The 25,366-nt window shown below is 32.9% G+C and carries 21 protein-coding genes; 13 read left to right on the top strand and 8 right to left on the bottom strand.

The annotated features are described in order from the left end of the window. Positions 1-19 precede the first annotated feature (19 nt). The 4 genes from B8963_RS06645 to B8963_RS06630 form a co-directional block, all read right to left on the bottom strand. Positions 20-376: a heavy-metal-associated domain-containing protein gene (locus B8963_RS06645; protein ID WP_084060609.1), complete on the bottom strand. Its 357-nt coding sequence runs from the start codon at positions 374-376 to the stop codon at positions 20-22. 74 nt (positions 377-450) lie between these two features. Then, positions 451-2,688: a TonB-dependent receptor gene (locus B8963_RS06640; RefSeq protein WP_234989617.1), complete on the bottom strand. Its 2,238-nt coding sequence runs from the start codon at positions 2,686-2,688 to the stop codon at positions 451-453. A 12-nt stretch (positions 2,689-2,700) separates the two neighbouring features. Continuing rightward, positions 2,701-3,435, bottom strand: coding sequence for a heavy-metal-associated domain-containing protein (locus B8963_RS06635; protein ID WP_084060608.1), 735 nt, complete (start codon positions 3,433-3,435; stop codon positions 2,701-2,703). A 74-nt stretch (positions 3,436-3,509) separates the two neighbouring features. Beyond that, entirely contained in the window at positions 3,510-3,926 is a 417-nt protein-coding gene (locus tag B8963_RS06630; protein ID WP_084060607.1) for an HYC_CC_PP family protein, read from the bottom strand. A gap of 132 nt (positions 3,927-4,058) precedes the next feature. Between B8963_RS06630 and B8963_RS06625 the strand changes: the two genes are divergently transcribed. The 7 genes from B8963_RS06625 to rodA all read left to right on the top strand — a co-directional run bounded on the left by B8963_RS06625 (position 4,059) and on the right by rodA (position 11,860). After that, on the top strand, positions 4,059-4,514 hold the full coding sequence (locus B8963_RS06625) for a GAF domain-containing protein (RefSeq protein WP_084060606.1): 456 nt from the start codon (positions 4,059-4,061) through the stop codon (positions 4,512-4,514). 94 nt (positions 4,515-4,608) lie between these two features. Next, positions 4,609-6,141 carry a bifunctional phosphoribosylaminoimidazolecarboxamide formyltransferase/IMP cyclohydrolase gene (gene purH, locus B8963_RS06620; protein WP_084060605.1) on the top strand — a complete coding sequence of 511 codons (1,533 nt, stop codon included), beginning with the start codon at positions 4,609-4,611 and terminating at the stop codon, positions 6,139-6,141. Positions 6,142-6,197: 56 nt separating this feature from the next. Continuing rightward, positions 6,198-7,226: a rod shape-determining protein gene (locus B8963_RS06615; RefSeq protein ID WP_084060604.1), complete on the top strand. Its 1,029-nt coding sequence runs from the start codon at positions 6,198-6,200 to the stop codon at positions 7,224-7,226. Positions 7,227-7,312: 86 nt separating this feature from the next. Beyond that, positions 7,313-8,146: a rod shape-determining protein MreC gene (gene mreC / locus B8963_RS06610; RefSeq protein WP_084060603.1), complete on the top strand. Its 834-nt coding sequence runs from the start codon at positions 7,313-7,315 to the stop codon at positions 8,144-8,146. Beyond that, complete coding sequence (gene mreD, locus B8963_RS06605; protein ID WP_084060602.1) at positions 8,136-8,645, top strand: rod shape-determining protein MreD; 510 nt, start codon at positions 8,136-8,138, stop codon at positions 8,643-8,645. The genes mreC and mreD overlap by 11 nt, the downstream gene beginning before the upstream one ends. A 73-nt stretch (positions 8,646-8,718) precedes the next feature. Beyond that, on the top strand, positions 8,719-10,587 hold the full coding sequence (locus B8963_RS06600) for a peptidoglycan D,D-transpeptidase FtsI family protein (RefSeq protein ID WP_084060601.1): 1,869 nt from the start codon (positions 8,719-8,721) through the stop codon (positions 10,585-10,587). Then, positions 10,577-11,860 (top strand): rod shape-determining protein RodA, encoded by a 1,284-nt coding sequence (gene rodA / locus B8963_RS06595; protein ID WP_084060600.1) that lies wholly within the window; start codon positions 10,577-10,579, stop codon positions 11,858-11,860. Before B8963_RS06600 ends, rodA begins: the two co-directional genes overlap by 11 nt. Here the strand turns inward: rodA and B8963_RS06590 are convergent. Further along, the gene (locus B8963_RS06590; RefSeq protein WP_084060599.1) at positions 11,857-12,657 is read right to left on the bottom strand and encodes a DNA/RNA non-specific endonuclease; all 801 of its coding nucleotides are present in this window, start codon (positions 12,655-12,657) and stop codon (positions 11,857-11,859) included. The two genes, rodA and B8963_RS06590, sit on opposite strands and share 4 nt — an antisense overlap. Positions 12,658-12,734: 77 nt before the next feature. Here B8963_RS06590 and B8963_RS06585 point away from each other — a divergent pair, with 77 nt between their 5' ends. Beyond that, the gene (locus B8963_RS06585; protein WP_084060598.1) at positions 12,735-14,300 is read left to right on the top strand and encodes a protein adenylyltransferase SelO; all 1,566 of its coding nucleotides are present in this window, start codon (positions 12,735-12,737) and stop codon (positions 14,298-14,300) included. A gap of 56 nt (positions 14,301-14,356) precedes the next feature. On the opposite strand, the gene B8963_RS06580 is transcribed toward B8963_RS06585, so the two are convergent. Further along, a complete protein-coding gene (locus tag B8963_RS06580) occupies positions 14,357-16,486 on the bottom strand; it encodes a carboxy terminal-processing peptidase (protein WP_084060597.1) in 2,130 nt (709 codons plus the stop codon). A gap of 190 nt (positions 16,487-16,676) precedes the next feature. Here B8963_RS06580 and surE point away from each other — a divergent pair, with 190 nt between their 5' ends. From surE to B8963_RS06555, 5 genes are all read left to right on the top strand, one after another. Then, positions 16,677-17,453 carry a 5'/3'-nucleotidase SurE gene (gene surE, locus B8963_RS06575; RefSeq protein ID WP_084060596.1) on the top strand — a complete coding sequence of 259 codons (777 nt, stop codon included), beginning with the start codon at positions 16,677-16,679 and terminating at the stop codon, positions 17,451-17,453. Next, a complete protein-coding gene (locus B8963_RS06570) occupies positions 17,453-17,734 on the top strand; it encodes a hypothetical protein (protein ID WP_084060595.1) in 282 nt (93 codons plus the stop codon). The genes surE and B8963_RS06570 overlap by 1 nt, the downstream gene beginning before the upstream one ends. A gap of 3 nt (positions 17,735-17,737) precedes the next feature. Continuing rightward, positions 17,738-18,862 (top strand): lipid-A-disaccharide synthase, encoded by a 1,125-nt coding sequence (lpxB, locus tag B8963_RS06565; RefSeq protein WP_084060594.1) that lies wholly within the window; start codon positions 17,738-17,740, stop codon positions 18,860-18,862. A 69-nt stretch (positions 18,863-18,931) separates the two neighbouring features. Continuing rightward, positions 18,932-19,513, top strand: a complete 582-nt coding sequence (locus B8963_RS06560) for a C40 family peptidase (RefSeq protein WP_084060593.1) — start codon at positions 18,932-18,934, stop codon at positions 19,511-19,513. Positions 19,514-19,522: 9 nt separating this feature from the next. Beyond that, positions 19,523-21,547 carry a ComEC/Rec2 family competence protein gene (locus tag B8963_RS06555; protein WP_084060592.1) on the top strand — a complete coding sequence of 675 codons (2,025 nt, stop codon included), beginning with the start codon at positions 19,523-19,525 and terminating at the stop codon, positions 21,545-21,547. On the opposite strand, the gene B8963_RS06550 is transcribed toward B8963_RS06555, so the two are convergent. Together B8963_RS06550 and B8963_RS06545 are read right to left on the bottom strand one after the other, a co-directional pair. Next, complete coding sequence (locus B8963_RS06550; RefSeq protein WP_084060591.1) at positions 21,544-23,076, bottom strand: peptide MFS transporter; 1,533 nt, start codon at positions 23,074-23,076, stop codon at positions 21,544-21,546. The two genes, B8963_RS06555 and B8963_RS06550, sit on opposite strands and share 4 nt — an antisense overlap. Before the next feature lie 27 nt (positions 23,077-23,103). Further along, entirely contained in the window at positions 23,104-25,269 is a 2,166-nt protein-coding gene (locus tag B8963_RS06545) for a S9 family peptidase (RefSeq protein WP_084060590.1), read from the bottom strand. Positions 25,270-25,366: the final 97 nt, after the last annotated feature.

Genomic DNA, 25,366 nt, shown 5'->3' with positions numbered 1-25,366 from the left:
TATTATTTTACGATAAATTTTAATGATTCATTCCATCATCAGAATTATCTTCTCTGTATTTACAACAAGGATGCACACTATTATATGCCTCTTCAGTAGCTTTTAACTCTTTAGTATCATGACCTACTGCAACAATTGCAGTTTTTATTTTCATGGCATCTGTTTTGCGTTCATCCATAATTACGGATAATTGGTGTGAAGGAATATCCCAAGAGGCAAATTTTACACCCTTTACACCTAAAGCTGCCTTTTCTATTCGTTCTTTACACATGCCACACTTGCCGTTGACATCAAATTTCATATTTTTGTTTTTTTCTTGGGCAAATGCTACCATGGTAAACAAAGCCATACATGTGATTAAAACTATTTTTTTCATTCTTTTCTATTTTAGTTAATTACTTTTTCTACTTCTACTTTTCAATTTTTATAATCAATTCGCAACTTGCGCTTTTAAATTTTAAATCTAAATCCGGCAAAAAACATTCTGCCCATAATAGGCGCATAGACAATACTAGTATCAAAATTTGCGCCAAAAGGATTATCCGCTCCCAAAACAGCATTATTTTGAGTATAATTTGTTAAGTTTTCACCTCCTAAATATACTTCAAAACTGCTATTAAACACTTTTGTAATTTGCGCATTCATTAAACTATATGGTTCAGCATAATCAGGCAATTGGTATTGTGCTGTATATGACGCAGTACTAGGTATACGTTGTTTACCTAATGCATGTAAAGTATAATCAAATTTCCACTGCGAACCATTTTCTTTAGCTGGAGTTTGATACCCTAAATTTACAAAATATCTATGTTGAGCTTGTATAGGTTTTTGTAATGAACCACTTTTATAATCTGTTCGCACATCATAATACTTATACGCCGTACGCACCTCTAAGTTCTTTAATAGTTCATGATTCACCTCAACTTGAAAACTACTAGCGTAACTTTTACCTTCTAGGTTATAAAAAGCTATTTCTTGAGGGTTTTCCCAATCTACAACAATCTGATTTTTAAAATCTGTTTTATAGAAATCTACCGTAAAATTTCCTGGTCGATCCAAGAATGTAAAACCTTGTAAAAAACTCACTCCGTAATTCCATGCATCTTCAGGGTCTAAACCATAAATATTTCCACCAGTATTAGAAATTTTAATCTCACGAGAAGAACCAAATAGTTGTTGATTTTCTGCAAAAATATTAGCTGCTCGTTTACCTCTACCAAACGAACCCCTTAAACTTGCTTTTTCCCATGGCGTATACCGAATATGAAATCTAGGAGTTATAAATGTTCCTAACCTGTTATGATTATCTACTCGAATACCTGCCGTTAGATTCACCTTCTCTAAGTTATCGTAATTATACTCAAAGAAAGCACCGATAGATGCATCTGTTCTAGAATAATCTATATTATTCACTAATTCATCGTACCCATCATACGCGAAAGTAACTCCTGTTTTAAACTTATTTTGAGTATCGCCAATTATGGAATTGAATAAAAAATTAGTGTACACACTTTCATGCTCAATATTATAGGTTCTTAAACCAAAATATGAATCTTGATTATGATAACTATATGACGTTTGAAAACCTAGACTTTGAAAAGGTAATTCAGGAAAAACATAACCCAGTTTCAATGAAGTATCAAATCGTCGTGTGTCTATTTCACTACCCCAAGCATTTGTAGTAAGTTTATCAAGTTCAGGATTAAAAATAGTTTCTCCAACTTGTTTTTCTTCATTTAAAAAACGGACATTAAAAAAACTAACCCATCCTTTTTCTGCATCTTGATATTGCCAACGATTCATGACATTTATCTGATCAGAAATTGGAGCATCTAAAAAACTATCATCATTTGCATCTTCTTTTTGCGAACGTTTATTGCCATGAATATACAATCCTGTACTCCATTTATCCGTCAGTTTTTTATTGAAGTGCGTATTTAGTTCATACCGGCCATTCTGGTTGGCATAACCATTTACAAAAACGGCTTTATCCGTTAAAGGTTTTACTAACTCGGTATTTATCTGTCCAGAAATACTCTCATAACCATTTACTACACTTCCGGCTCCTTTAGTAATTTGTATGCTCTCTACCCAAGTTCCTGGCGTAAAAGTCAATCCATATGCCTGTGACGCTCCACGAACACTCGGAATATTCTCTTGTGTGATTAACAAATACGGACTTGTAAGTCCTAACATTTGAATTTGTTTTGTGCCAGTTAATGCATCAGAAAAATTTACATCAATTGCCGGATTAGTTTCAAAACTTTCTGATAGATTACAACAAGCGGCTTTTAATAACTCAGCACTATTTATAGTCACCACATTCTGCGAACTAAAATAGGTTTTCTGTACGGCATCACGTTTTTGCTCAACCACCACCTCATTAAGTTCATTGGAAGGTTTTAACGTATGATGCACCATTTTTGGCGTCATAATCGTTAATGTGTCTGACTCAAACCCGACATAACTTATAATTAATTTATTGTACTCTTTTTTAAAAGGTATAGAAAACAATCCTTCTTCATTAGTGATTACCCCAATTTGTGAATTCATCCAATATACACTAGCACCTGGAAGCCCTATATGCTTATTCTCGCTATTTGCTTCCATAACCATTCCTTCCACTTTTTCCTGAGCATATGTAGCGAATAATCCGCCAAAAACAATGCTAAACAATACTAATTTCATTTTAGCCATCATCTACAGAAGAATTTGAATTAACATAGTACCAGCCATAACTAGCATTATAGCATTCTCAATAAATGTAGCTTCGGTCATTGGTAATTTTAATGCCGTTCCTAAACAAGCACATCGGATAGATTTTTTGTCTAAAAGTGTTCTTGTAACTCCAATCGTTGTTATTCCTAATATAATAATAGTTACAATTAAGGCAATAGGAATTTGAATACGCATTAAAAACATAAGTCCCAATACTGTTTCTATAAAAGGATAAATCCATCCATAAAAAGGTAGTGCTTTCGCTAATGGATCATACATTCTAAAACTGTCTGGAAAACCTTTTAAATCTAAAAATTTAAAAAAGCTAAAGACAATATAAAACATGCCCATAAAATCTAGCATGGCTTCTTTTATATCCCAAGCCTTGTAATGGAGTAAAATTGCGCTTGAAAAAAGATAAAACAGAATTAAAAAAAGTGGCTTTAATTGTTCTATTTTAGATTTATTATCAGTAAAACTATCTTCCAAGTAAAGTGGCTCTTTCTGCGCAGTTTTCTTTTTCGTGATAGTATACTTAGGACGTAAGGCTTCTTGTAAAATTAAAGTGTTTATCTGATGATTAGAGTCAATTATTGCCTCCTTATTCTCCAAATTTACTTCAACAGATACAACCCCGTCTAATTTTGATATTTTTTCTGTAACTGATGAAACACAGCCATTACAGGTCATGCCAGTTACAATATAGGTATTTTTCATTGTTATATTTTCTTAGTTTATGTCAACGTACTATAGCCTTTATAGGCTTATGAATGCTATTAAAACTAAAAAAATCAAATTAAGAAGACTGCGTCAAGTAACTGAATGTCTTTGACGATATCTGGTGGCAAGTAATATTCATGAGGTAAGTTTTCAAAAGCCAAAGGCTCAAACAAACTTAAATAAGTATACGTATATGCAGCTAAAAAGATTTGCTGCTCTAAATTGACATCATGAATAGAAGGTTTTACATCATTCTGACCTTCAACTGCAATAATTGTTTCGTCGCAACATGAATTTTGAATGACTTCATCATCATTTTCATTATCAGCTGTCGACATATCCATACCACAAGTTTCTGCAGGTACAAAAAAAGCAACATCTATTAAATGACCCATACAATAATGCTTTTCTACTTTCCAAGAAGTAGTAATTACCAATAGCAATAGTGCTAAACTGGTTGCGCTTATTTTATGAAACATTTTTTTCATGAATGCAAATTTACGAAATATTAAAATTACTTGACAAAAACTCACTCGTTATTAACTTTTATTTAGGTCATTTTATTTGTAATATTTACTTAAAATGTTCGACTTTTGAATTCTAAAATTAACATCACAAGCATGCAATTTGATTCCTTAAAAAAAGAAGTTATTTCCATTTTAAAAGACGCATCTAAATCTACAGATACGCGTTTACAAGAAACCTGTGACCTTTTAAAAGCTAATGTAAAGCACTATGATTGGGTAGGATTTTATTTTAAAAATGGTGATAAAAATGAACTTAAACTTGGCCCATATGCCGGCGAACCTACAGATCATACCATTATACCATTTGGAAAAGGAATATGCGGACAAGTAGCTGTCAGCAATCAAAATTTTGTTGTGCCAGATGTAAAAGCACAAGATAATTACATAGCCTGTAGCATTACTGTGAAAGCTGAAATTGTAATTCCTCTTTTTGTAAATGGTGAAAATATTGGTCAAATAGACATTGATTCGAACACACCAGACCCATTTACCAAAGCCGATGAACGCTTTTTAGAATTTGTAAATGCTGAAATCGCCAAAATTCTTTAAAACTTTAGCGTATTTGTTGATAACATCGGTGTTTTTTTAAATTCAAAAAAATTACTTTTGTGTGCTTAAAATCTTTAATCATAAGCACCTAAAAATGAGCACCACTAAAAAAGCTACATCAGCATTAATTTCTGTATTTCACAAAGACGGATTAGAACCAATTGTAAGAAAATTTCAAGAACTTGGCATCACCATTTATTCTACCGGTGGTACTGAAAAATTTGTAAAAGATTTAGGGATTGATGTAGTTCCTGTTGAAGATGTAACTAGCTACCCATCTATTTTAGGCGGGCGTGTAAAAACATTACATCCAAAAGTTTTTGGAGGGATTTTAAATCGCCAAGATAATGAGAGTGATCAAAAACAATTGGTAGAATTTGAGATTCCTCAAATTGATATCGTCATCGTAGATTTATATCCTTTTGAAAAAACCGTAGCAAGTGGCGCTTCTGAACAAGATATCATTGAAAAAATAGATATAGGTGGTATTTCATTAATTAGAGCGGCGGCTAAAAATTTTAAAGATGTTCTTTGTGTTTCTTCTATGGAAGATTATGCCGAAGTTTTAGAGTTAATTTCAGCAAATAACGGAACTACAACTATTGAAGATCGTAAGCGCTTTGCAGCAAAATCATTCAATGTTTCTTCGCACTACGATACAGCAATATTCAATTACTTTAACAAAGACAAACAAGAAACGGTTTTAAAAATTAGCGAAACCAACGGACAAGTGTTGCGTTATGGAGAAAATCCACATCAAAAAGGGTATTTCTTTGGCGATTTTGATGCAATGTTCAAAAAATTACATGGTAAAGAATTGTCTTATAACAATTTATTAGATGTAGATGCTGCTGTAAATTTAATGTCCGAATTTAAAAATGACGAGCCTACTTTCGCCATCTTAAAACATAATAACGCCTGTGGATTAGCCTCGAGAAGCACTTTACACCAAGCGTATGTAGATGCACTTGCTGGAGATCCAGTATCAGCATTTGGTGGTGTTTTAATAAGCAATAAAGAAATAGACAAGGCAACTGCCGAAGAAATCCACGAATTATTCTGCGAAGTGGTGATAGCTCCAAGCTACGCCGAAGATGCTTTGGAAATATTACAAGGCAAAAAAAATAGAATTATTCTAGTACAAAATAATGTTGCCTTACCAGAAACATTGGTTCGCACTTGTTTAAATGGGGTTTTAGTTCAAGACAAAGATTTTATTACTGATGCAAAATCAGATTTAAAAACAGCAACTAAAACCGCCCCAACAGCTCAAGAGATTGAAGACTTAATATTTGCTTCTAAATTATGTAAGCACACTAAGTCTAACACAATTGTTTTAGCAAAAAACAAACAGTTATGTGCAAGTGGAACAGGACAAACTTCACGAGTAGATGCTTTAAACCAAGCCATACATAAAGCTCAATCATTTAAATTTGATTTAAATGGAGCAGTAATGGCGAGTGATGCATTTTTTCCATTTCCGGATTGCGTAGAAATTGCACACAAAAGTGGTATTTCTAGCGTAATTCAGCCTGGTGGTTCTATAAAAGACGATTTAAGTGTTGATTATTGTAATAATAATGGAATTTCTATGGTAATGACTGGCACACGTCATTTTAAACATTAATTTTGTTACTTTCATCGATAAAACTTACATTTAGTCCACACACCAAATAATTAAAAATGGGATTTTTTGATTTCTTGACAGAGGAAATAGCAATTGACTTAGGAACAGCTAATACTCTTATTATTCATAACGATAAAGTCGTAGTGGATAGTCCATCTATTGTTGCCAGAGATAGAATTAGTGGTAAAATAATTGCCGTTGGCAAAGAAGCCAATATGATGCAAGGAAAAACCCACGAAAATATAAAAACCATACGTCCATTAAAAGATGGCGTAATTGCAGATTTTGATGCATCAGAAAAGATGATCAACATGTTTATTAAAAACATTCCTGCACTTAAGAAAAAATGGTTTCCTCCAGCACTTAGAATGGTAATTTGTATTCCTTCTGGTATTACTGAGGTAGAAATGCGTGCTGTAAAAGAATCTGCTGAGCGTGTAAATGGTAAAGAAGTATATTTAATTCACGAACCAATGGCAGCAGCAATTGGTATAGGATTGGATATTATGCAGCCAAAAGGAAATATGATTGTGGATATAGGTGGTGGTACTACTGAAATTGCTGTAATTGCACTTGGAGGTATTGTTTGTGACAAATCCGTAAAAATTGCAGGTGACGTTTTTACTAATGATATCATTTATTATATGCGTACACAACATAACTTGTACGTAGGTGAAAGTACCGCAGAAAATATAAAAATTACTATAGGTTCAGCCACGGAAGATTTACAAACTCCACCGGATGATATGTCTGTTCAAGGAAGAGATTTATTAACTGGAAAACCAAAACAAGTACAAATTTCTTTTAGAGAAATTGCTAAAGCTTTGGATAAATCTATTTTGCGTGTTGAAGATGCTGTAATGGAAACCTTATCGCAAACACCGCCAGAATTAGCTGCAGATATTTATAACACTGGTATTTATTTAGCTGGTGGAGGCTCTATGTTAAGAGGATTGGACAGAAGATTATCTCAAAAAACAGATTTACCTGTTTACATTGCCGAAGACCCACTTAGAGCAGTTGTGCGTGGTACTGGTATTGCACTAAAAAATTTAGAACGTTATAAGAGTATTTTAATAAAATAACGGAAAGCCAAATAGTGCAGCAACTAATTTTATTCTAATAATTTAGTTGCTGCACTTAGTAAGGCAACAGAAAATAATAAAAGTGGATGCAACAGATTATAAATTTTATATTTCGGAATAAAAATCTACTTCTTTATTTATTCCTATTATTTATTTCGATTGCATTAACCATTAGATCGCATTCATATCATCAGTCCAAATTTTTCAATTCGGCTAATAGCATTAGCGGTGGGGTGTATAATGCTTCGAATAATGTTACTACGTACTTTAATTTAGAAAAAGAAAATCAAAAGTTAGTACAGGAAAATATGCGTTTGCGCAGTATTCTATTTAACAAAGAATACAACCAAGAAGTACAAATTGACTCTACAAAATTTGATTCTACCCTAATTACTTATAAAATTATTGCTGCGCGTATAATTAAGAACAGCTATTCCAATCTTGATAATTACATTACCATTAACAAAGGTTCTAAAGATGGCGTAATTCAAGATATGGGCGTTATTACACCAGATGGAATTCTTGGAATTGTAGAAAATACAAGCCAAAACTTTTCTCAGGTTCAAAGTATTCTAAATCGTAAGTCTAACCTAAATGCCAAAATTAAGAACACCGATAATTTTGGCTCTCTAGTTTGGAATACAAAAGATTATAATACGGTACAGTTAATAGATATCCCTAGGAGAATTCCTGTAAAAGTAGGTGATACCATTTTGACTGGGGCAGCATCTAGTATTTTTCCAGAAAACATTCCTATTGGAACTATAAAAGGCTGGAATTTAGATGTATCTAAAAGCTCTTATAGTATAGACATTGCACTTTTTAATGATATGTCTAATATAAAAAACGTTTATCTAGTACATAATAAAGACAGAGCCGAAATAGAACTTTTAGAATCGCAAAAACCTAATGGCCAGTAAGTATTATTTCATAAATATATTGCGATTTGTACTATTAGCTTTAGTGCAAGTATTACTATGCAATAAAATTGGTTTTCTTGGCTTTATTAATCCAATGATATATATTCTATTTTTGTATTGGTATCCAATAAAACAGAACAGAGCAGCATTTATTATTGTGAGTTTTCTATTAGGTTTTATAATAGATATATTCTCAGACACTCTCGGTATTCATGCTGCATCTACAGTTACCATTGCTTATTTGAGGCCCGCAATTATGCGTTTTTGCTTTGGTGTTAATTACGAATTTCAATCTTTTAAACTAGCAAGTGTACCAAGAATACAACAAATTACGTATATAGCTTTATTGATTATTATTCACCATACGGTTTTCTTTATTTTAGAAGTTTTTAGTTTTGAAAATTTTCTTTTAATTTTAAAGAAAATACTTGCGGTTAGTTTAGCATCACTAATTTTATGTATTTTACTTAGCTCTCTTTTTAGTGTTAAAAAAGAATAAATTATAAAATAAGCAGCAGTAATGGTTGCTAATTTTATTTCCTTTGCCCAGAATTTTACCCTTTTCATTATAAATGAAAAAAATACTTTTATCATCAATAATAATTATCATAGCCCTAACTTTTGTTGGGAGGTTATCTTATTTGCAAATTTTTCGTCATTCTTCAAATGAAATTTTTGAAGACACCGCAATTAAAGCAATATATGATTATCCTGAACGAGGTTACATATACGATAGAAATGGAGAGCTACTTGTAGCCAACCAGCCTGCCTATGATGTAATGGTAATTCCGAGAGAAGTAAAAACTCTAGACACTTTAGAATTTTGCGAATTACTGGGAATAGACAAACCTTTATTATTAAAACAATTAAATAAAGCTAGAACCTATTCTCCTAGGCTGCCGTCTGTTGTGGTGCCGCAACTTTCAAAAACAGACTATGCTCGATTACAAGAAAAGATGCGCAAATATCCTGGTTTTTATATTCAAAAAAGATCTTTAAGGTATTATGACACCAATAGTGGCGCAAATGTATTTGGTTTTATATCGGAGGTAAACGATTATGAATTAACGGAAAACTCATACTACAAACAAGGTGAATTAAAAGGAAGAACAGGTATTGAAAAACAATACGAAGTTCTCTTACGCGGAAGAAAAGGCGTTAAGTACATTCAAAAAGATAGATTTAATAGAGATATTGGACCTTTTAAAAATGGAATTTTTGATACTTTACCAGAGCAAGGAAAAGAAATAAAAATAACCCTCGACAAAAAATTACAGGAATACGGTGAACTTTTAATGCAAGGAAAACGTGGTGGTATAGTTGCCATAGAGCCTGCAACTGGTGAAATCTTAGCCATGATTTCAGGACCATCGTATGATCCAGCATTACTCGTAGGTCGTGAGCGTTCTAAAAATTACACCAAACTATATAATGATTCTATTGCACAACCTACATATGATAGATCTGTTTTAGCTCAAACTTCTCCCGGATCACCTTTTAAAACAATAAATGCACTGGTTGCACTTCAAGAAAATGTAATAACACCAGACACCAAAATACAATGCTTTAATGGCTTTTATGTAGGAAAAAAGAAAAGAGGATGTCATTGTGGTGGTGGATTACGAGACCTAAATATTGGAATCTACAAATCATGTAATGCCTATTTTGCTGGAACATTCAGAAAAATATTTGAAAAATACCCAACTACTGACGAAGGACTAGATGTTTGGGACAAACATGTAAAAAGTTTTGGACTAGGAGAGTTTTTAGGTTCAGATATCCCTACTGGTAGAAGCGGTTTAATCCCTACCAAAGCCACTTATGATCGTATGTATGGCGATGATAGATGGGCGCCTACTTATTTTATATCTAATGCTATTGGGCAAGGTGAAGTACTCGTTACTCCTATTCAATTAGCAAATATGACCGCAGCTATTGCTAATCGAGGTCATTATATAGTACCCCATATTTTAAAAGAAATTGAAGGGGTAAAAATCACCGATCCACTTTTTACACAGCCTAAATACACCACCATAGATAAAAGTCATTTTGAACCTGTAATCCGGGGAATGGCCGATGTATATGTAAAAGGAACAGCCGCTAGACTTCAAGTAGAGGGAATAGAAATAGCAGGAAAAACCGGTACTGTAGAAAATTTCACGAAAATTAATGGCGTACGAACGCAACTTACAGACCATTCCGTTTTTATTGCATTTGCTCCAGTAGACAACCCTAAAATAGCTTTAGCCGTATATATAGAAAATGGTTACTTTGGCGGTAGATATGCAGGCCATATCGCTTCACTTTTAATTGAAAAGTATTTAAAAGGAGAAATCACCAGAACCGATTTGGAGAAAAAAATGCTAACAACAACTCTAGAAAAAGAATACGCCAAAGCAATTAGTGGTAAACCTTTTATAATTAACGAGCGTGGGTGGTAAAGGGTTATTACGTAGATTAGACTGGTTATCTATATTTATATTTATTTGTTTAGTAATGATTGGGTGGATTAATATTTATTCCAGCACGTATTCCGAAGGACAGAAAAATATTTTTGACTTTTCAACCATTTATGGAAAGCAATTAATATTCATTGGCATTAATTGTATTTTAATTTTGGTGATACTCGCCTTAGAGAGTAATTTTTTCGAACGCTTTTCTAGTATTATATATACCGTTTCATTAGTTCTTTTGCTTGGCCTTTTTGTTTTCGGTACCACAATTGCTGGAGCAACTTCATGGTATAGTTTAGGTTTTTTTAACCTACAACCTTCCGAGCTAACTAAAGTAGCCACAGCACTTGCCATTGCTAAATATTTAAGTGATATACAAACTGATATTAAAAGAAATAAAGATCAATTATTTGCCTTTCTTATCTTATTAATTCCTGCAATTTTAGTAATCCCTCAACCAGATCCAGGAAGTGCATTGGTATACTTTTCTCTTGTTTTTGTATTATTCAGAGAGGGCATCCCTTTATTTTATTTGGCTATAGGTTTATTTACTATTCTCGTATTTGTTTGCACGCTAATGTTTGGCACCATTTGGATTGCAATTGTCTTAGGTCTATTAATTGCTATGTTTTTATTGCTTAAAAAACCATCACTTAGAGTTCCTATCATCCCTATTGTTGGGGTATTTATCATCACTATATTATTTTCATTATCTGTTAATTTTGTATTTGAAAATGTATTTGAACAACGACACCGTGATCGGTTTAGCCTATGGCTAAGTCTTGAAAAAGATCCTGAAAAATTGGAAGAAATTAGAAAGACTATTGGATATAATACGTATCAATCTGAAAAAGCTATTGAGTCTGGAGGATTTTTTGGAAAAGGCTTTTTAGAAGGAACTAGAACTAAGGGAGATTTTGTTCCCGAGCAACATACTGATTATATCTTCACAACTGTTGGTGAAGAATGGGGATTTATAGGAACAACAACTGTAATAATCTTATTTACAATTTTATTATTAAGACTTGTTTACCTTTCAGAACGACAAAAAAATGCTTTTAATAGAATGTATGGATATGGGGTAATATCCATTTTACTAGTGCATTATTTTATAAATATTGGAATGGTGATTGGAGTGTTGCCAACCATTGGAATACCACTTCCATTTTTTAGCTACGGTGGCTCTGGGCTACTTGGTTTTACAGCACTGCTTTTTATTTTTCTAAAAATGGACTCCAACCGTTTAAAGGAAGGCTTTTAAAATTTCCAGCCCGCAGTATTAACTGAACTTTCTAACATATTTTCAAGACTATCGGGTAGCTTCTCAAAAAAATCTATTTGGGTTCTACGCTCAATTTCATCTATAGAAACAACTTGTGCCTTTAATGTTGTATTTCTTGGTTTGTTTTCAAATAAAAAACCAATCAATTTAATTTTATCACCATCCTTACGAGCAATAATCTTGTAAAAATAATTTGGCACACTTACATCTTCATCACCAATAGTTCTTAAATTATTCTCTAACACACCACCGGTAATTACTGTTATGTTGTTGTATTTTTTGCACCAATAACGCACTTGTTTTTCCAAGTCATTCCAAATACCCGCATTAAATTCTTGATTCTGTGGGCTGATATTACTAGTATAAAATGTTTCATTATAAGCGTATTCAGAGAATCTTCGATCACCTGCAGGGCATAAATGACCCCTATCATATCCAGAACCTTTATAATTTTTCCAATCTGCAGATTTAGTTTTCACTTTAGGATCTTCAATAAAGTAAGGCCTTTTTCTATCATCATAAGTAAGCTGAGATTTATCTAAATTATAAGCCACCCACTCTGCTTGTTCGTGTTTTTCATTATACGATAGCGAATAATAATTATGATGCACAACATCACCTGTGGTGGAACTTGGAAGAAAATCTTCAGGTATTTCAGTGGCACTTGCTTTTAACTCCGGTGATGTATAAGTTGCAGGCGTATAAAAGTTTTCAAACAACCAAAAACCAATTATACAAATGATAGTCAATACTGTAAAAATTGTTTTTTTCTTCATTATAATTTTCAAAATGGCAAGTTACTTTAATTTTGTATATTCTTTTACGACTAAACAAAGAACCTTAATTAGTTAACATGAATATTATTCTTAACGACACATTCAATAATGAGCTGCGACAAGATCCAACTCTTGAAAATACGCGCAGACAAGTTTTTGAATCTTGTTTTTCATTAGTTACTCCAAAAAAAACGGCGAATCCTAAGCTTATTCATGTTTCTAAAGAAATGGCATTGACTTTAGGTTTTACGGAAATGGATATAAAGTCAAATTCATTCTTATCCATTTTTACAGGTAATGAAATTATAAAAAATTCAAAACCCTACGCCATGTGCTACGGTGGACACCAATTTGGTCATTGGGCAGGGCAATTGGGCGATGGGAGAGCTATTAATTTAGGAGAATTGGTACACCAACAAAAGCGTTGGGCAATGCAATTAAAAGGAGCTGGAGAAACACCCTATTCTCGCACTGCAGATGGCTTGGCGGTTCTACGATCTTCTATTCGTGAATATTTATGTAGTGAGGCAATGTACCATTTAGGGGTGCCCACCACACGAGCTCTTTCTATTGCATTATCTGGGGATCAGGTTTTACGCGATGTACTTTACAATGGTAATCCTGCCTATGAAAAAGGTGCCATTGTTTCGAGAATAGCACCCTCCTTTATACGTTTTGGAAACTTCGAAATATTTAGCTCTAGGCAAGATTATACTACCTTAAAAACTCTTGTAAACTACACCATAAGACACTTTTTTAAAGATTTAAAAGAAGATGATAAAACATCATATATTAATTTTTTCAAGCAAGTTGCCGATCGCACCTTAACCATGCTAATTCACTGGCAACGAGTTGGTTTTGTACATGGCGTAATGAATACGGATAATATGTCTATTCTTGGCCTAACCATTGACTATGGCCCATATGGCTGGTTAGAAGGGTATGATGATGGGTGGACACCTAACACCACAGACAACCAGCACAAAAGATACAGATATGGCAATCAAGCTAATATTGGCTTATGGAATTTGTATCAATTAGCAAATGCGCTTTATCCTTTAATTGAAGAAGCAGAGCCTTTAGAAGCGATTTTAGAAAATTATAAAAATGAATACTCCATTAGGTATTTAAAAATGATGAAATCTAAAGTGGGTCTGTTTTTAAATGAAAAATCAGATAATGAATTACTGAATAGATTAGAAGAAATATTGCAGCTGACAGAAACGGACATGACTATATTTTTTAGAAAATTAAGCTCCATAAATAAAACGGACACGAATGAGGTTGCTATTTCTACAATAAAAGATGCCTTCTATCAGTTTGATGAATTTGAGGGGGCTATTTTAGACCAATGGATGGATTGGTTTTCTGCTTATTTAATTAGATTACAAAAAGAAGTTTTAACCGACGAGGAACGAAAGGAGAAAATGAATGCAGTAAATCCTAAATATGTTTTACGCAATTACATGGCACAATTAGCTATTGACAAAGCAGATGCTGAAGATTATAGTTTAGTTGAAGAGTTTTATACCTTATTAAAAAATCCTTATTCTGAACAACTTGAACATGAAAAATGGTTCGCCAAACGACCTGAATGGGCTCGGCATAAAGTGGGCTGCTCCATGCTTTCATGTAGTTCATAAAAAAAGTCCCGTTCATCACTGAACGGGACTTTTTTTATTCTTTTAATATATTATAACTACCCTTTTACGCTGGCAATTTTTCCTGATCTAATGGTACTCTTTTTTAAATCTTGCAATACATTAACTGCCTCTTCTACGTAAACATCTTTAGCTAAATCTTCATGCCAACGATTACGTTTTTCTCTTAAAATAGAATCTTGAGTAAATAAGCTTTCTTCATACTTTAAAGACTGGAACGTTAATTTAGAATCGTATGCAGAAAGTGTCTTAAAATATTTAGATTTTTCAAGATTCTTTGCTTCATCCGATTTGTAATCATTAAAGTTTAACGAAACTACCGTTTCATCTTGTTGCTCTTTTAACCATTTAGCATTTTCCTCTATTAATTTAATTTGAGGATTAGCAGCCATACGCTTTTTACTATTAACAATAGTTCCTTCATAATCTATATAACCATCCCAAGGTGTATATTCTGCAGGAGAAATTTTATCCCAAGCTAATGGATTTTGTTGATCACGTTCACCTAAATCTATGTAACTATACTTATCTGGTACAACAATATCAGATTTCACTCCTTCTAATTGTGTAGAACCACCGTTAATTCTATAGAATTTTTGTGTTGTTAATTTTATTGCGCCAAGATCACCATGCTCATTACTGCGTACTATACGATCTAATGGAATAACATTCTGAACCGTTCCTTTACCGAAAGTTTGCTTACTCCCAATTACAACAGCTCTTTTATAATCTTGCATAGCAGCAGCTAAAATTTCTGATGCAGAAGCCGATAATTCATTTACCAGTATAACTAATGGTCCATCCCACTGAATACGATCATCTATATCGTCATGTACTTCTCTTTCATTATCATTAGAGCGCACTTGAACTATAGGTCCGTTTTTAATAAACAAACCAGCCATTTCCACCACTGTTTTTAACGATCCTCCACCATTATCTCTTAAATCTAAGATTAATCCTTCAGCGCCTTCCTCTTTTAATCTTTCCACTTCTTTAGCAACGTCTGAAGCGGCATTTCTTTCGCCTTCATAGTCATCAAAGCTCACATAAAACTGTGGTAAGTTTATAATACCAAATTTTTGATTCCCCTTAATTACATTGGCTGATTTGGCAAAAGTCTCTTCGATTTCGACAACATCACGAGTAATAGAAATTACCTCGATCGTTCCATCTACTTTTCGCATAGTTAAATCTACAACAGTACCTTTTGGGCCTTTTATTAATTTAATAGCATCATCCAAACGCATTTCTATAATACTAACAGGAGTAGCACCATCTTGACCAACTTTTAGTATTTCATCACCAACTTCAATTTGCTTATCTCTCCAAACTGGTCCTCCAGAAATGATCTCAACAATTTTCACTCCTTCTTGTTTTTTCTGTAAACGAGCACCAATTCCTTCGAATTTACCTGACATTCTAGTGTCAAATTTTTCTTTTTCGTCTGGCGCAAAATAAAAAGTGTGAGGATCAAACTCTTCAACAATAGTATTAATGTATTGCACAAACCAATCTTTACGATCTAATTCAGCAACAAAATCAAAAAACTCATCTAAAGTTTTCTCTGTATCTGCTCTTGATTCTTTTTCCGCATCCTTTGGGTTTATGGCTTTTTTATCAGAGGCATTGTCTGCACTATCCCCTTTAGAAATTTTAGAATCATAATTACCAAGTGTAGCGTACTTTAATTGTTTTCTCCAACGCTCTTTTAAATCTTTTCTAGAATTTACAAAAAATTGCTTTTTGTAATCTATATCGATACTCTCATTAACATTATAATTAAAAGGTTCCGCTAGCACTTCTTTATAAATTACTCGCGCATCTTTCATTCTAGACATTAACCTATTATAAACAACATTGAAAAAAGTAATGTCAGTATTTTTTATTTGATCGTCTATTTGATACTTATATTGCTCAAACTCTTTTATGTCACTTTCTAGAAAGTATCTTTTGGTAGGATCTAACCCATCAATAAAGTCTTCAAAAACTTTAACTGAAAAATCATCATTAATATCTTTAGGATGATAATGTCCTTTTTCCAAAACATAAGTTATAAGATCTAGTAAAAGCTTATCCTTATCATCATTTTCAAATGTTTTATTCGTAAAACTACAAGATGCTACTGCAAAAAGCATCATTAACAGTGCGTAGGCTAATTTATTTTTCATCTAACGTTTTTTTATAATCAATTTAAGTAGTGCTCTAATTTCCGCAAGCTTTACGCGCAATACTTATTGAATTCTCTAAGATACTGAAAAAACCGTGCCAGTTTAACACTGGCAATCTAAATTTTTTGTTAAACAGTTTATTCAGCACTTCTTAATGAAAAACGTATTTTTACGGCATAAATTATGCACAATGAAAAAACCTTTGATTTTAGTTACTAATGATGATGGAATAACTGCTCCTGGACTCAGGGCGTTAATTAGTTATATGAAAGAAATAGGTGATGTAGTTGTGGTTGCACCTGATAGCCCCCAATCGGGCATGGGGCATGCTATAACGATAGACAATACCTTGTATTCCAAAAAAGTAATGATAGATTTGGAGGACGAAAAAACTGAGGAATATAGCTGTAGTGGTACCCCGGCAGATTGTGTAAAATTGGCATTACAAGAACTTTTAAGCAGAAAACCAGATATATGTGTGAGTGGTATAAATCACGGTTCAAATTCTTCCATTAATGTCATTTACTCAGGCACCATGAGTGCTGCCATAGAAGCAGGAATAGAAGGCATACCTGCCATAGGGTTTTCTTTATGTGATTATAATTGGGATGCTGATTTTTCGCATGCTAAAAACGAAATACAAAAAATAGTACGTGAAGCGCTTACAAACGGTATACCTACAGGAGTAGTTTTGAATGTAAATATTCCTAAATTAGAAAAGAAACAGTTAAAAGGCATAAAAATTTGCAGACAAGCCAGAGCCAATTGGAAAGAAAAATTCGATAAAAGAACGAGCCCTTCTGGCAAAGATTATTACTGGCTTACTGGGGAGTTCGAGCTTTTAGATAAAGGAGAAGATACTGATGAATGGGCCTTATCTAATGGTTTTGTGTCTGTTGTACCTACACAATTTGATCTAACCGCCCACCATGTTATACAAACAATTAATAATTGGAATTTAAACTAATGAACAAAAAAGAAATACTAATTGGATTTACAGTCGGAATTATTGCCAATACCATAGGAACACTATTATACATATTAATTTTTTCTGATTTAAGCATTAAAGACACATATTTAGCAGCCGTTTCCGAAGGGCATATTGGCAGTTTACTGGCTTTAGGTGCCATTCTTAATTTAGTGGCTTTCTTCGGTTTTTTAAAAATTAAGCGAGATTTACGTGCGCGTGGTGTACTAATTGCCACCTTATTAACTGCTTTACTAATTATGTATTATAAGATATTTTAAAAAATGAAGTATTACATAATTGCAGGCGAAGCATCTGGTGATCTACATGGCTCTAATTTAATAAAAGCACTAAAAAAGAGTGATGTTGAAGCTACTATTAGGTGTTGGGGAGGAGATTTAATGCAACAAGCCGGAGGCACACTTGTAAAGCATTATAAAGAGCTAGCTTTTATGGGTTTTTTAGAGGTAATTATAAATTTACCCACCATTTTTAAAAATATTGCTTTTTGCAAACAAGATATCATCAACTTTAACCCTGATGTGCTCATTTTTATAGATTATTCTGGTTTTAATCTGCGTATTGCTAAGTGGGCTAGACAAGAAGGTTTTAAAACGAGTTATTACATTGCTCCGCAAATTTGGGCTTCGAGAGAAGGTAGAATTAATAAAATAAAGTCAAGTATTGATGAAATGTATGTGACTTTACCATTCGAAAAAGAATTCTATGAAAACAAACATAATTTTCCTGTAAACTTTGTTGGTCACCCATTAATCGATGCCATTCAAAACACCCCAAAAATTGATGCTTTAGCGTTTAAAAAATTATACAATTTAGATGTTGAAAGGCCTATTATAGCTTTATTACCAGGCAGTAGAAAACAAGAAGTTTCAAAAATGCTTACCGTTATGCTATCTGTATGCACTGAATTTAAAGAGTACCAATTTGTAATTGCTGGGGCGCCAAGTTTAGATCTTGATTTCTACTCGCCGTTCCTTAAAAAATCGCAAATAAAACTTATTTCTAATAAAACGTATGAATTGCTGCAAGTGGCACATGCTGCATTGGTCACCAGTGGTACCGCAACTTTAGAAACAGCTTTATTTAAAGTACCACAAGTGGTTTGCTATAAGGGAAATTGGATTTCGTACCAAATTGCCAAACAAATTATTACACTTAAATACATTTCCTTAGTTAATTTAATTATGGACAAAGAAGTGGTAAAAGAATTAATTCAGGACCAAATGAATACCAAAAATTTGAGCGCAGAATTAAGAAATATTCTCAACCCTGACCAAAGAGCAATTTTATTAAAAAACTATGACGAATTGGAGAAAAAATTAGGTGGACAAGGGGCTAGCCAAAATACAGCAGATCTTATTTTTAAAAAGTTAAAAACTTCAATTTAAAAATAAGTCACTGAAAACATTCAAAATAATTATCTAAATTTGATTTTCAAGTCTATTACTATTTTCCAAATGAATCGGAAACTTCTATATATTATTTCTTCGTTACTACTAGTTAGTTGTGGTGCTGTAAAGAAAAAAACCACTTATGGCAATAACAATGAGCGTAAAATTACTGTTGAAGCGCGTAATATTAATACCCCAACGGAAAAAAGATCCCCATCAAAATTTCCAAAAATAAATTCTGAGAATGAACGTACTGTAAGTTATATTGTAGACGATATAATTAATTCAGCACTTGCATTTTCGGGTACACGCTATAAATATGGTGGCACTTCTGAAAAAGGAATGGATTGTTCCGGCCTACTCTATGTCGCTTTTTCAAACCATGACATTTTACTACCTAGAGCTTCATACATTATGGCGGAGGAAGGCAAAAACATTCGTTTAAACGATATACTTAAGGGTGATTTACTGTTTTTTAAAACAGGAAGAAAATCTAAAAAAATTAATCATGTTGGTCTTGTGGTTTCTACAGACGGCGACGAAATTAAATTTATTCATTCAACAATTTCCAGAGGTGTAATTGTTTCTTCACTCAAAGAAGGCTATTGGAATTATGCATTCGTAAAAGCCACTAGAGTATTACTATAAACCAATCCTATGCAATTACTAAAATTTGTGCCAATAAAATTGACGCTCTTTTTAGTATTTGGAATTCTTTTTGGGTTTTATTTTACTATTCCTTTCATAAGCATTGCGGTAATAACTCTTGTTTGTTTAGTATTCTTAGGCTGGATATTTGTTAAGCAAAAATTGGCCAATGCTACACTTTTTGGTGCTATAGCAGTTTGTACTACAATTTGTATTGGGACATTAGCGGTAGCACTACATAATCCAAAAAATTCCTTTAATCATTACTCCAAATTTCCGAATACCGGAACAAATAAATTACATATAAAAATTACGGAAGTTTTAAAGTCTAATAACTTTTCCCAAAGGTATTATGCAGAAATTTTATCTTTAAACAATATCAAAACTCAAGGTAAAATAGCGCTAATTATCCCAAATGATTCTACCCAAACAAACGTAATTATAGATCAAGAACTACTTCTCTATAGTGAAATTAGCGAAATTAATGCACCTTTAAATCCACATGAATTTGATTACAAAAAGTATCTAGAAAGTCTAGGTATATATCATCAAATCTATGCCAAACCAAATGAATTTATTACGCTAGAAAAGCACAATACCACTATTTATGGCATTGCTGCCGATTTTAGAAATACCATTATTGCTCATTTGAGAGAGGCTAATTTTGCAGATGATGAATTAGGCGTAATTCAAGCGTTACTATTAGGAGAACGTAATGATATTTCTGAAGAAACCTATACCAACTACAAAAACGCAGGTGCCATACATATTTTAGCGGTTTCTGGGCTACATATCGGCATCTTGCTTTTATTATTGCAGTTTTTATTACAACCTCTTGAAAATATTACAAACGGAAAAAAAATTAAGTTAGTCCTTATTGTATTCTTACTTTGGGGGTTTGCCTTTTTAGCTGGTTTATCAGCCTCTGTGGTTAGAGCCGTAACTATGTTCACTTTTTTAGCTTATGCGGAAAGTTTAAACAGGCCTGCTAATAAGTTTAATGTCTTGGCCTTATCCATGTTTTTTATCTTACTATTTAAACCTAGTTATCTATTTCATGTTGGGTTCCAAATGAGTTATTTAGCGGTTTTTGCCATATTATGGATTTATCCCATGCTCCAACGTTTTTGGTTTCCAAAGAATAAAATTATTAGGTATATATGGCAATTATTAAGTGTTAGTATTGCTGCACAATTAGGAGTTTTACCCCTAAGCTTATTTTATTTTCATCAATTTCCAGGACTATTCTTCATCACTAATTTGGCAGTCATTCCTTTTCTTGGTTTCATATTAGTGTTTGGAATTATCGTAATTATTTTGGCATTGTTCAATATGCTACCAAAATTTATCGCTTCAATTTATAATGATGTGATACAATTTATGAATGACATTATAGGGTGGATTGCACAACAAGAATCTTTTCTTTTAAAATCTATTTCGTTTGATAGTACTATGTTAGTACTAAGCTATTTCACCATCATTTTTCTTGTATTAGCTCTTTCAAAACCTACTTTTAAAAGAGTAACCATCTTTCTTGGTGGTATTATTGCATTTCAGATTTGGTTATTAATCATTAATTATAACACCATTCGAAAGCAAGAAATTATGGTATTACATCAATCTAGGAATACTGGATTACTTTATCAAAATGGAGAAACGCTACATCTATATAGCAACAATCCCAACCGACTAGAAAAAATGGTGGATGTATACGCTACTGCAGAATTTACAAAAACGAATCTAAACCATGCCCTCAAAAACAGCTATGATATAAACCATAAGCAGTTTTATGTTATGGATAGTTTTGCAATACACCCACCTACCGAAGCAAATATTTCGTATATACTCCTTACTCAATCACCAAAGATAAATTTAGAGCGTTTGTTAGATTCTATACATCCAGATATTATACTTGCCGATGGTAGTAATTACAAAAGTGATGTTCTTTATTGGAAAGAAACGTGTAAAAAAAGAAAACTCCCTTTTCACTATACTGGTGAAAAGGGAGCTTACTATTTTAACTTGAAAGATTAATGTACTTTACCCATTAGCTTTTTAATTAATGGCGAGGCAATTAATACTATTGCGGCAGCTCCTAAGGCATAGTTTGCTATTAACCCAAAACCATCTGTATATACACCTAAAGTGTCTAAACCTCCAATATTTTTATCTGTACTTTCTATAGCTAATTGTTTTCCAATAAAACCTACGATCTGAAAAGCAAATGCCGAGGCTAAAAACCAAATTCCCATCATAAAAGCAACAATTCTTTTTGGCGATAAATCTGTTATTTTTGATAAGCCTACAGGTGACATAAATAATTCTCCAACCGAAATTAAGAAGTACATAATTAATAAATAAGAAAAAGGCACCATCCCATTTTCGTCCGCACTTCCGCTACTCATAGATAGTATTAAAAAGCTTATCCCTGCAAATGCCAAACCAAGTCCAAATTTATAAGGTGTTCTTGGATCTAAATTTTTCTTTTTTAAATAGGTAAAAAGCATCGAAATTGGAATCGATAAAATTATGATATACATGGAATTCAATGCGTTCGTTTGCGATGCATCAATCCAACTAAGATTCACATTTCGCGCAGCAAACAATGTAATAATACTGCCTGAAAGCTCGTGAAAACCCCAGAATATTGTAATGAAAAAAGTAATTAAAATGGCCACTATTAATTTCTTACGTTCATCCACAGTAGCCTCTATTAGTATTTTAATTAAAAATGCCCCTATAGCAATTGCAATTGCATAAAAAATTAAGTTCACAATATTATCCCCTTCAAAAAAGCTTCCTTTTTCACCTAAAGATTTATAAGCGGATAATAAATAAGCAATAACGGGTACTGCCATAACGGATAATATAGGTATCATTAAACCTTGTTTAATACCTAAAATTGGTTTGTCTAAAACGGTTTCTGATGGTGGCAAACCTTTATCCCCGAATACATTTTTTCTAATCCCACTCCAAAAAGCAATTAATCCAAGTAACATACCTATTCCTGCGAGTCCAAAACCATAATGCCAACCGTAAGTTTTACCTAACCATCCACAAAGTAAAGGAGCCACAAAACCTCCAATATTTATTCCCATATAGAAAATTACAAATCCTGAATCTTTTCGGATATCTCCATCTTTATATAACGATCCAACGAATGTTGAAATATTAGGTTTAAAAAATCCATTCCCGACAACAATTAATGCTAAAGCTGTGAAGAATGCCATATTGTTCTCAATAGCAAGTACAAAATGCCCTACTGCCATTAAAACACCACCTAAAAAGATAGATTTTCGCATTCCCAATATTTTATCAGAAATTCTACCCCCAATTACTGTTGATGCATATACTAATGAACCATATGAAGCATATACCGCTGCAGCAGCGAAATCACGTGTTGCAAGGGCTTCGAAAATTACATTTACCATGTAGAGCGTTAATAACGCTCGCATTCCGTAAAAACTAAATCGTTCCCACAATTCAGCAAAAAATAAATAAAATAAGCCTTTTGGGTGTCCGAAAAGTTCTTGCTCCTCGAATGGTTTTACTGTATTTTCCATAATAGTTTGGTACTTGTTGTAGTTAGATTATAAGTTTTCTTTTATAAAATTGGTCAATTTAGTATATAATTGGAGTCTTGTGTTACCTCCATAAATACCATGGTTTTTATCTGGATAAATTGCCCAATCGAACTGCTTATTTGCCTGTACTAATGCTTCTACCATTCGCATTGAATTTTGAACATGTACATTATCATCGCCAGACCCATGAATTAATAGGTATTTACCTTTTAATAAATCCGGATATGTTAATGGTGAATTTTCGTCATACCCACTCGCGTTTTCTTCTGGTGTTTGCATGTATCTTTCGGTGTAGATAGTATCGTAAAATCTCCAAGAAGTAACTGGTGCAACGGCTATAGCCATTTCGAAAGTATCGTTTCCTTTTAAAATGCAATTGCTAGACATAAAACCTCCGTAACTCCAGCCCCAAATACCTGTTCGCGAGGCGTCTATATATGGCAAATTACTCAAATATTTTGCAGCAGCTATTTGGTCTTCAACTTCATATTTACCCAATTCTTTCTGAGTCACTTTCTTAAAATCTCTACCTTTAAAACCTGTACCTCGGCCGTCTACACAAACCACAATATAGCCTTCTTCAGCCAATAACTGATACCAATAATCATTTGCTCCCATCCATGAGTTAGAAACCGACTGTGACCCGGGACCACTGTATTGAAACATAAATAATGGATATTTTTTACTCGCATCAAAATTGACTGGCTTAATCATCCACATATTTAAGTCGTTCCCATTTATAGCAATAGTAGAAAACTCTTTAGGACTTATATTGTAAGCTTCTAACTTTTTAGTTAACGCTGTATTATTTAAAATTTCTTTTACTTTTTTCCCTGATAAAGATTCATGCAAACTATACTCTGGCGGCGTAGTTGCATTTGAAAAAGTGTTTATAAAATAGGTGAAGTCAGCACTAAAATCAGCCCCATTCTGTCCGTTTTTAGTAGTAAGTCTTTTTTTATTTTTCCCACGAGAACTTATACTATATATATCTCTATTTATAGCGCCATTTTCGGTAGATTGATAATATACTCTATCTTCATTTTGATCATAACCGTAGTAGTTAGTTACCTCCCAATTTCCTTTCGTAATTTGGTTCATCAACTTACCATCTTCATTATATAGATAAATATGGTTATAACCATCACTCTCACTTGTCCAAATAAAGCTATCATCTGCTAAAAATGTAAGGTTATCTGTGATATCTATATAGGCCTTATCCGATTCTTCTAATAAAAGTGAAACTGTATTATTTTTAGCATTTACAGCAAATAATTTTAAATTATCCTGATGCCTATTTAAGGTTTGAACACTTAACATATTGGCATTATTCATCCATTTTATTCGTGGAATGTAATACGCATTTTTAAGGTTTACTGCACTTATTACATTAGATTTCACATCTAACATATGTAGTGAAACTACGGCATTTGCTTCACCTGCTTTTGGATATTTAAATACTTCTTGTGAAGGATATAAAGCACTCCCAAAAACATCCATAGAAAATTCCGGAACGTTGGTTTCATCAAATCTTAAAAATGCAATTTTGGTTCCATCGGCATTCCAATCAAATGCGCGCACAAAAGCAAACTCCTCTTCGTATACCCAATCTGTTACCCCATTTATAATTTTATTTTTTTCGCCATCATTGGTAATTTGAGTGGTGGTGTTTTTTGCAATATCAAATAAGTAAATATTGTTTTCAAAAACATAGGCCACTTTACTATTATCAGGTGAAAGTGTTGGTTCTTGTATCTTATTTTCTGAAATTTTTATGGTTTTACCGGATTTAACATCATAGATATAATAAATACCTACGGAAGAGCGTCTAAATATAGACTCTCTTTCTGTTACTAGTAATATTTTACTTTCATCGGCACTAAACTCATAAGAAGTAAAATAAGGAATCCCTTCTAGATTAGCGGAATTTACTAGGGTGTTTACTTTTTGCAAACTCACATAATCGTAAACATCAACAGTACTTGTTCTGGTGTTTCTATCAAAATTTAATAAAGTGTATTGCGTGCCATTTTTTAAAGACCTTATGGCATCAAGACCTTCTGTTCTAAATGCGCCGCCCCATATTTCTTCTAGGGTAACCGACTTTTTTTGTGCATTTATAAATGGTGAAAAACTGATAATCAGCAGGAAAAGAAAAGTATACTTTTTCATTTATTCTCAAAATTTTATTAAAAACACCAAGTTTACTAATAATTTCACATAAAAGTAAACTTTTAACAGAAAATATCACAAATAGAATTTCATCAAA

The sequence above is a fragment of the Cellulophaga tyrosinoxydans genome (genome assembly GCF_900176415.1).
Taxonomy (GTDB): Bacteria; Bacteroidota; Bacteroidia; order Flavobacteriales; family Flavobacteriaceae; genus Cellulophaga; species Cellulophaga tyrosinoxydans.
The sequence above is the reverse complement of the archived record's forward strand: the minus strand, read 5'-3'. Positions and strand labels throughout refer to the sequence as shown.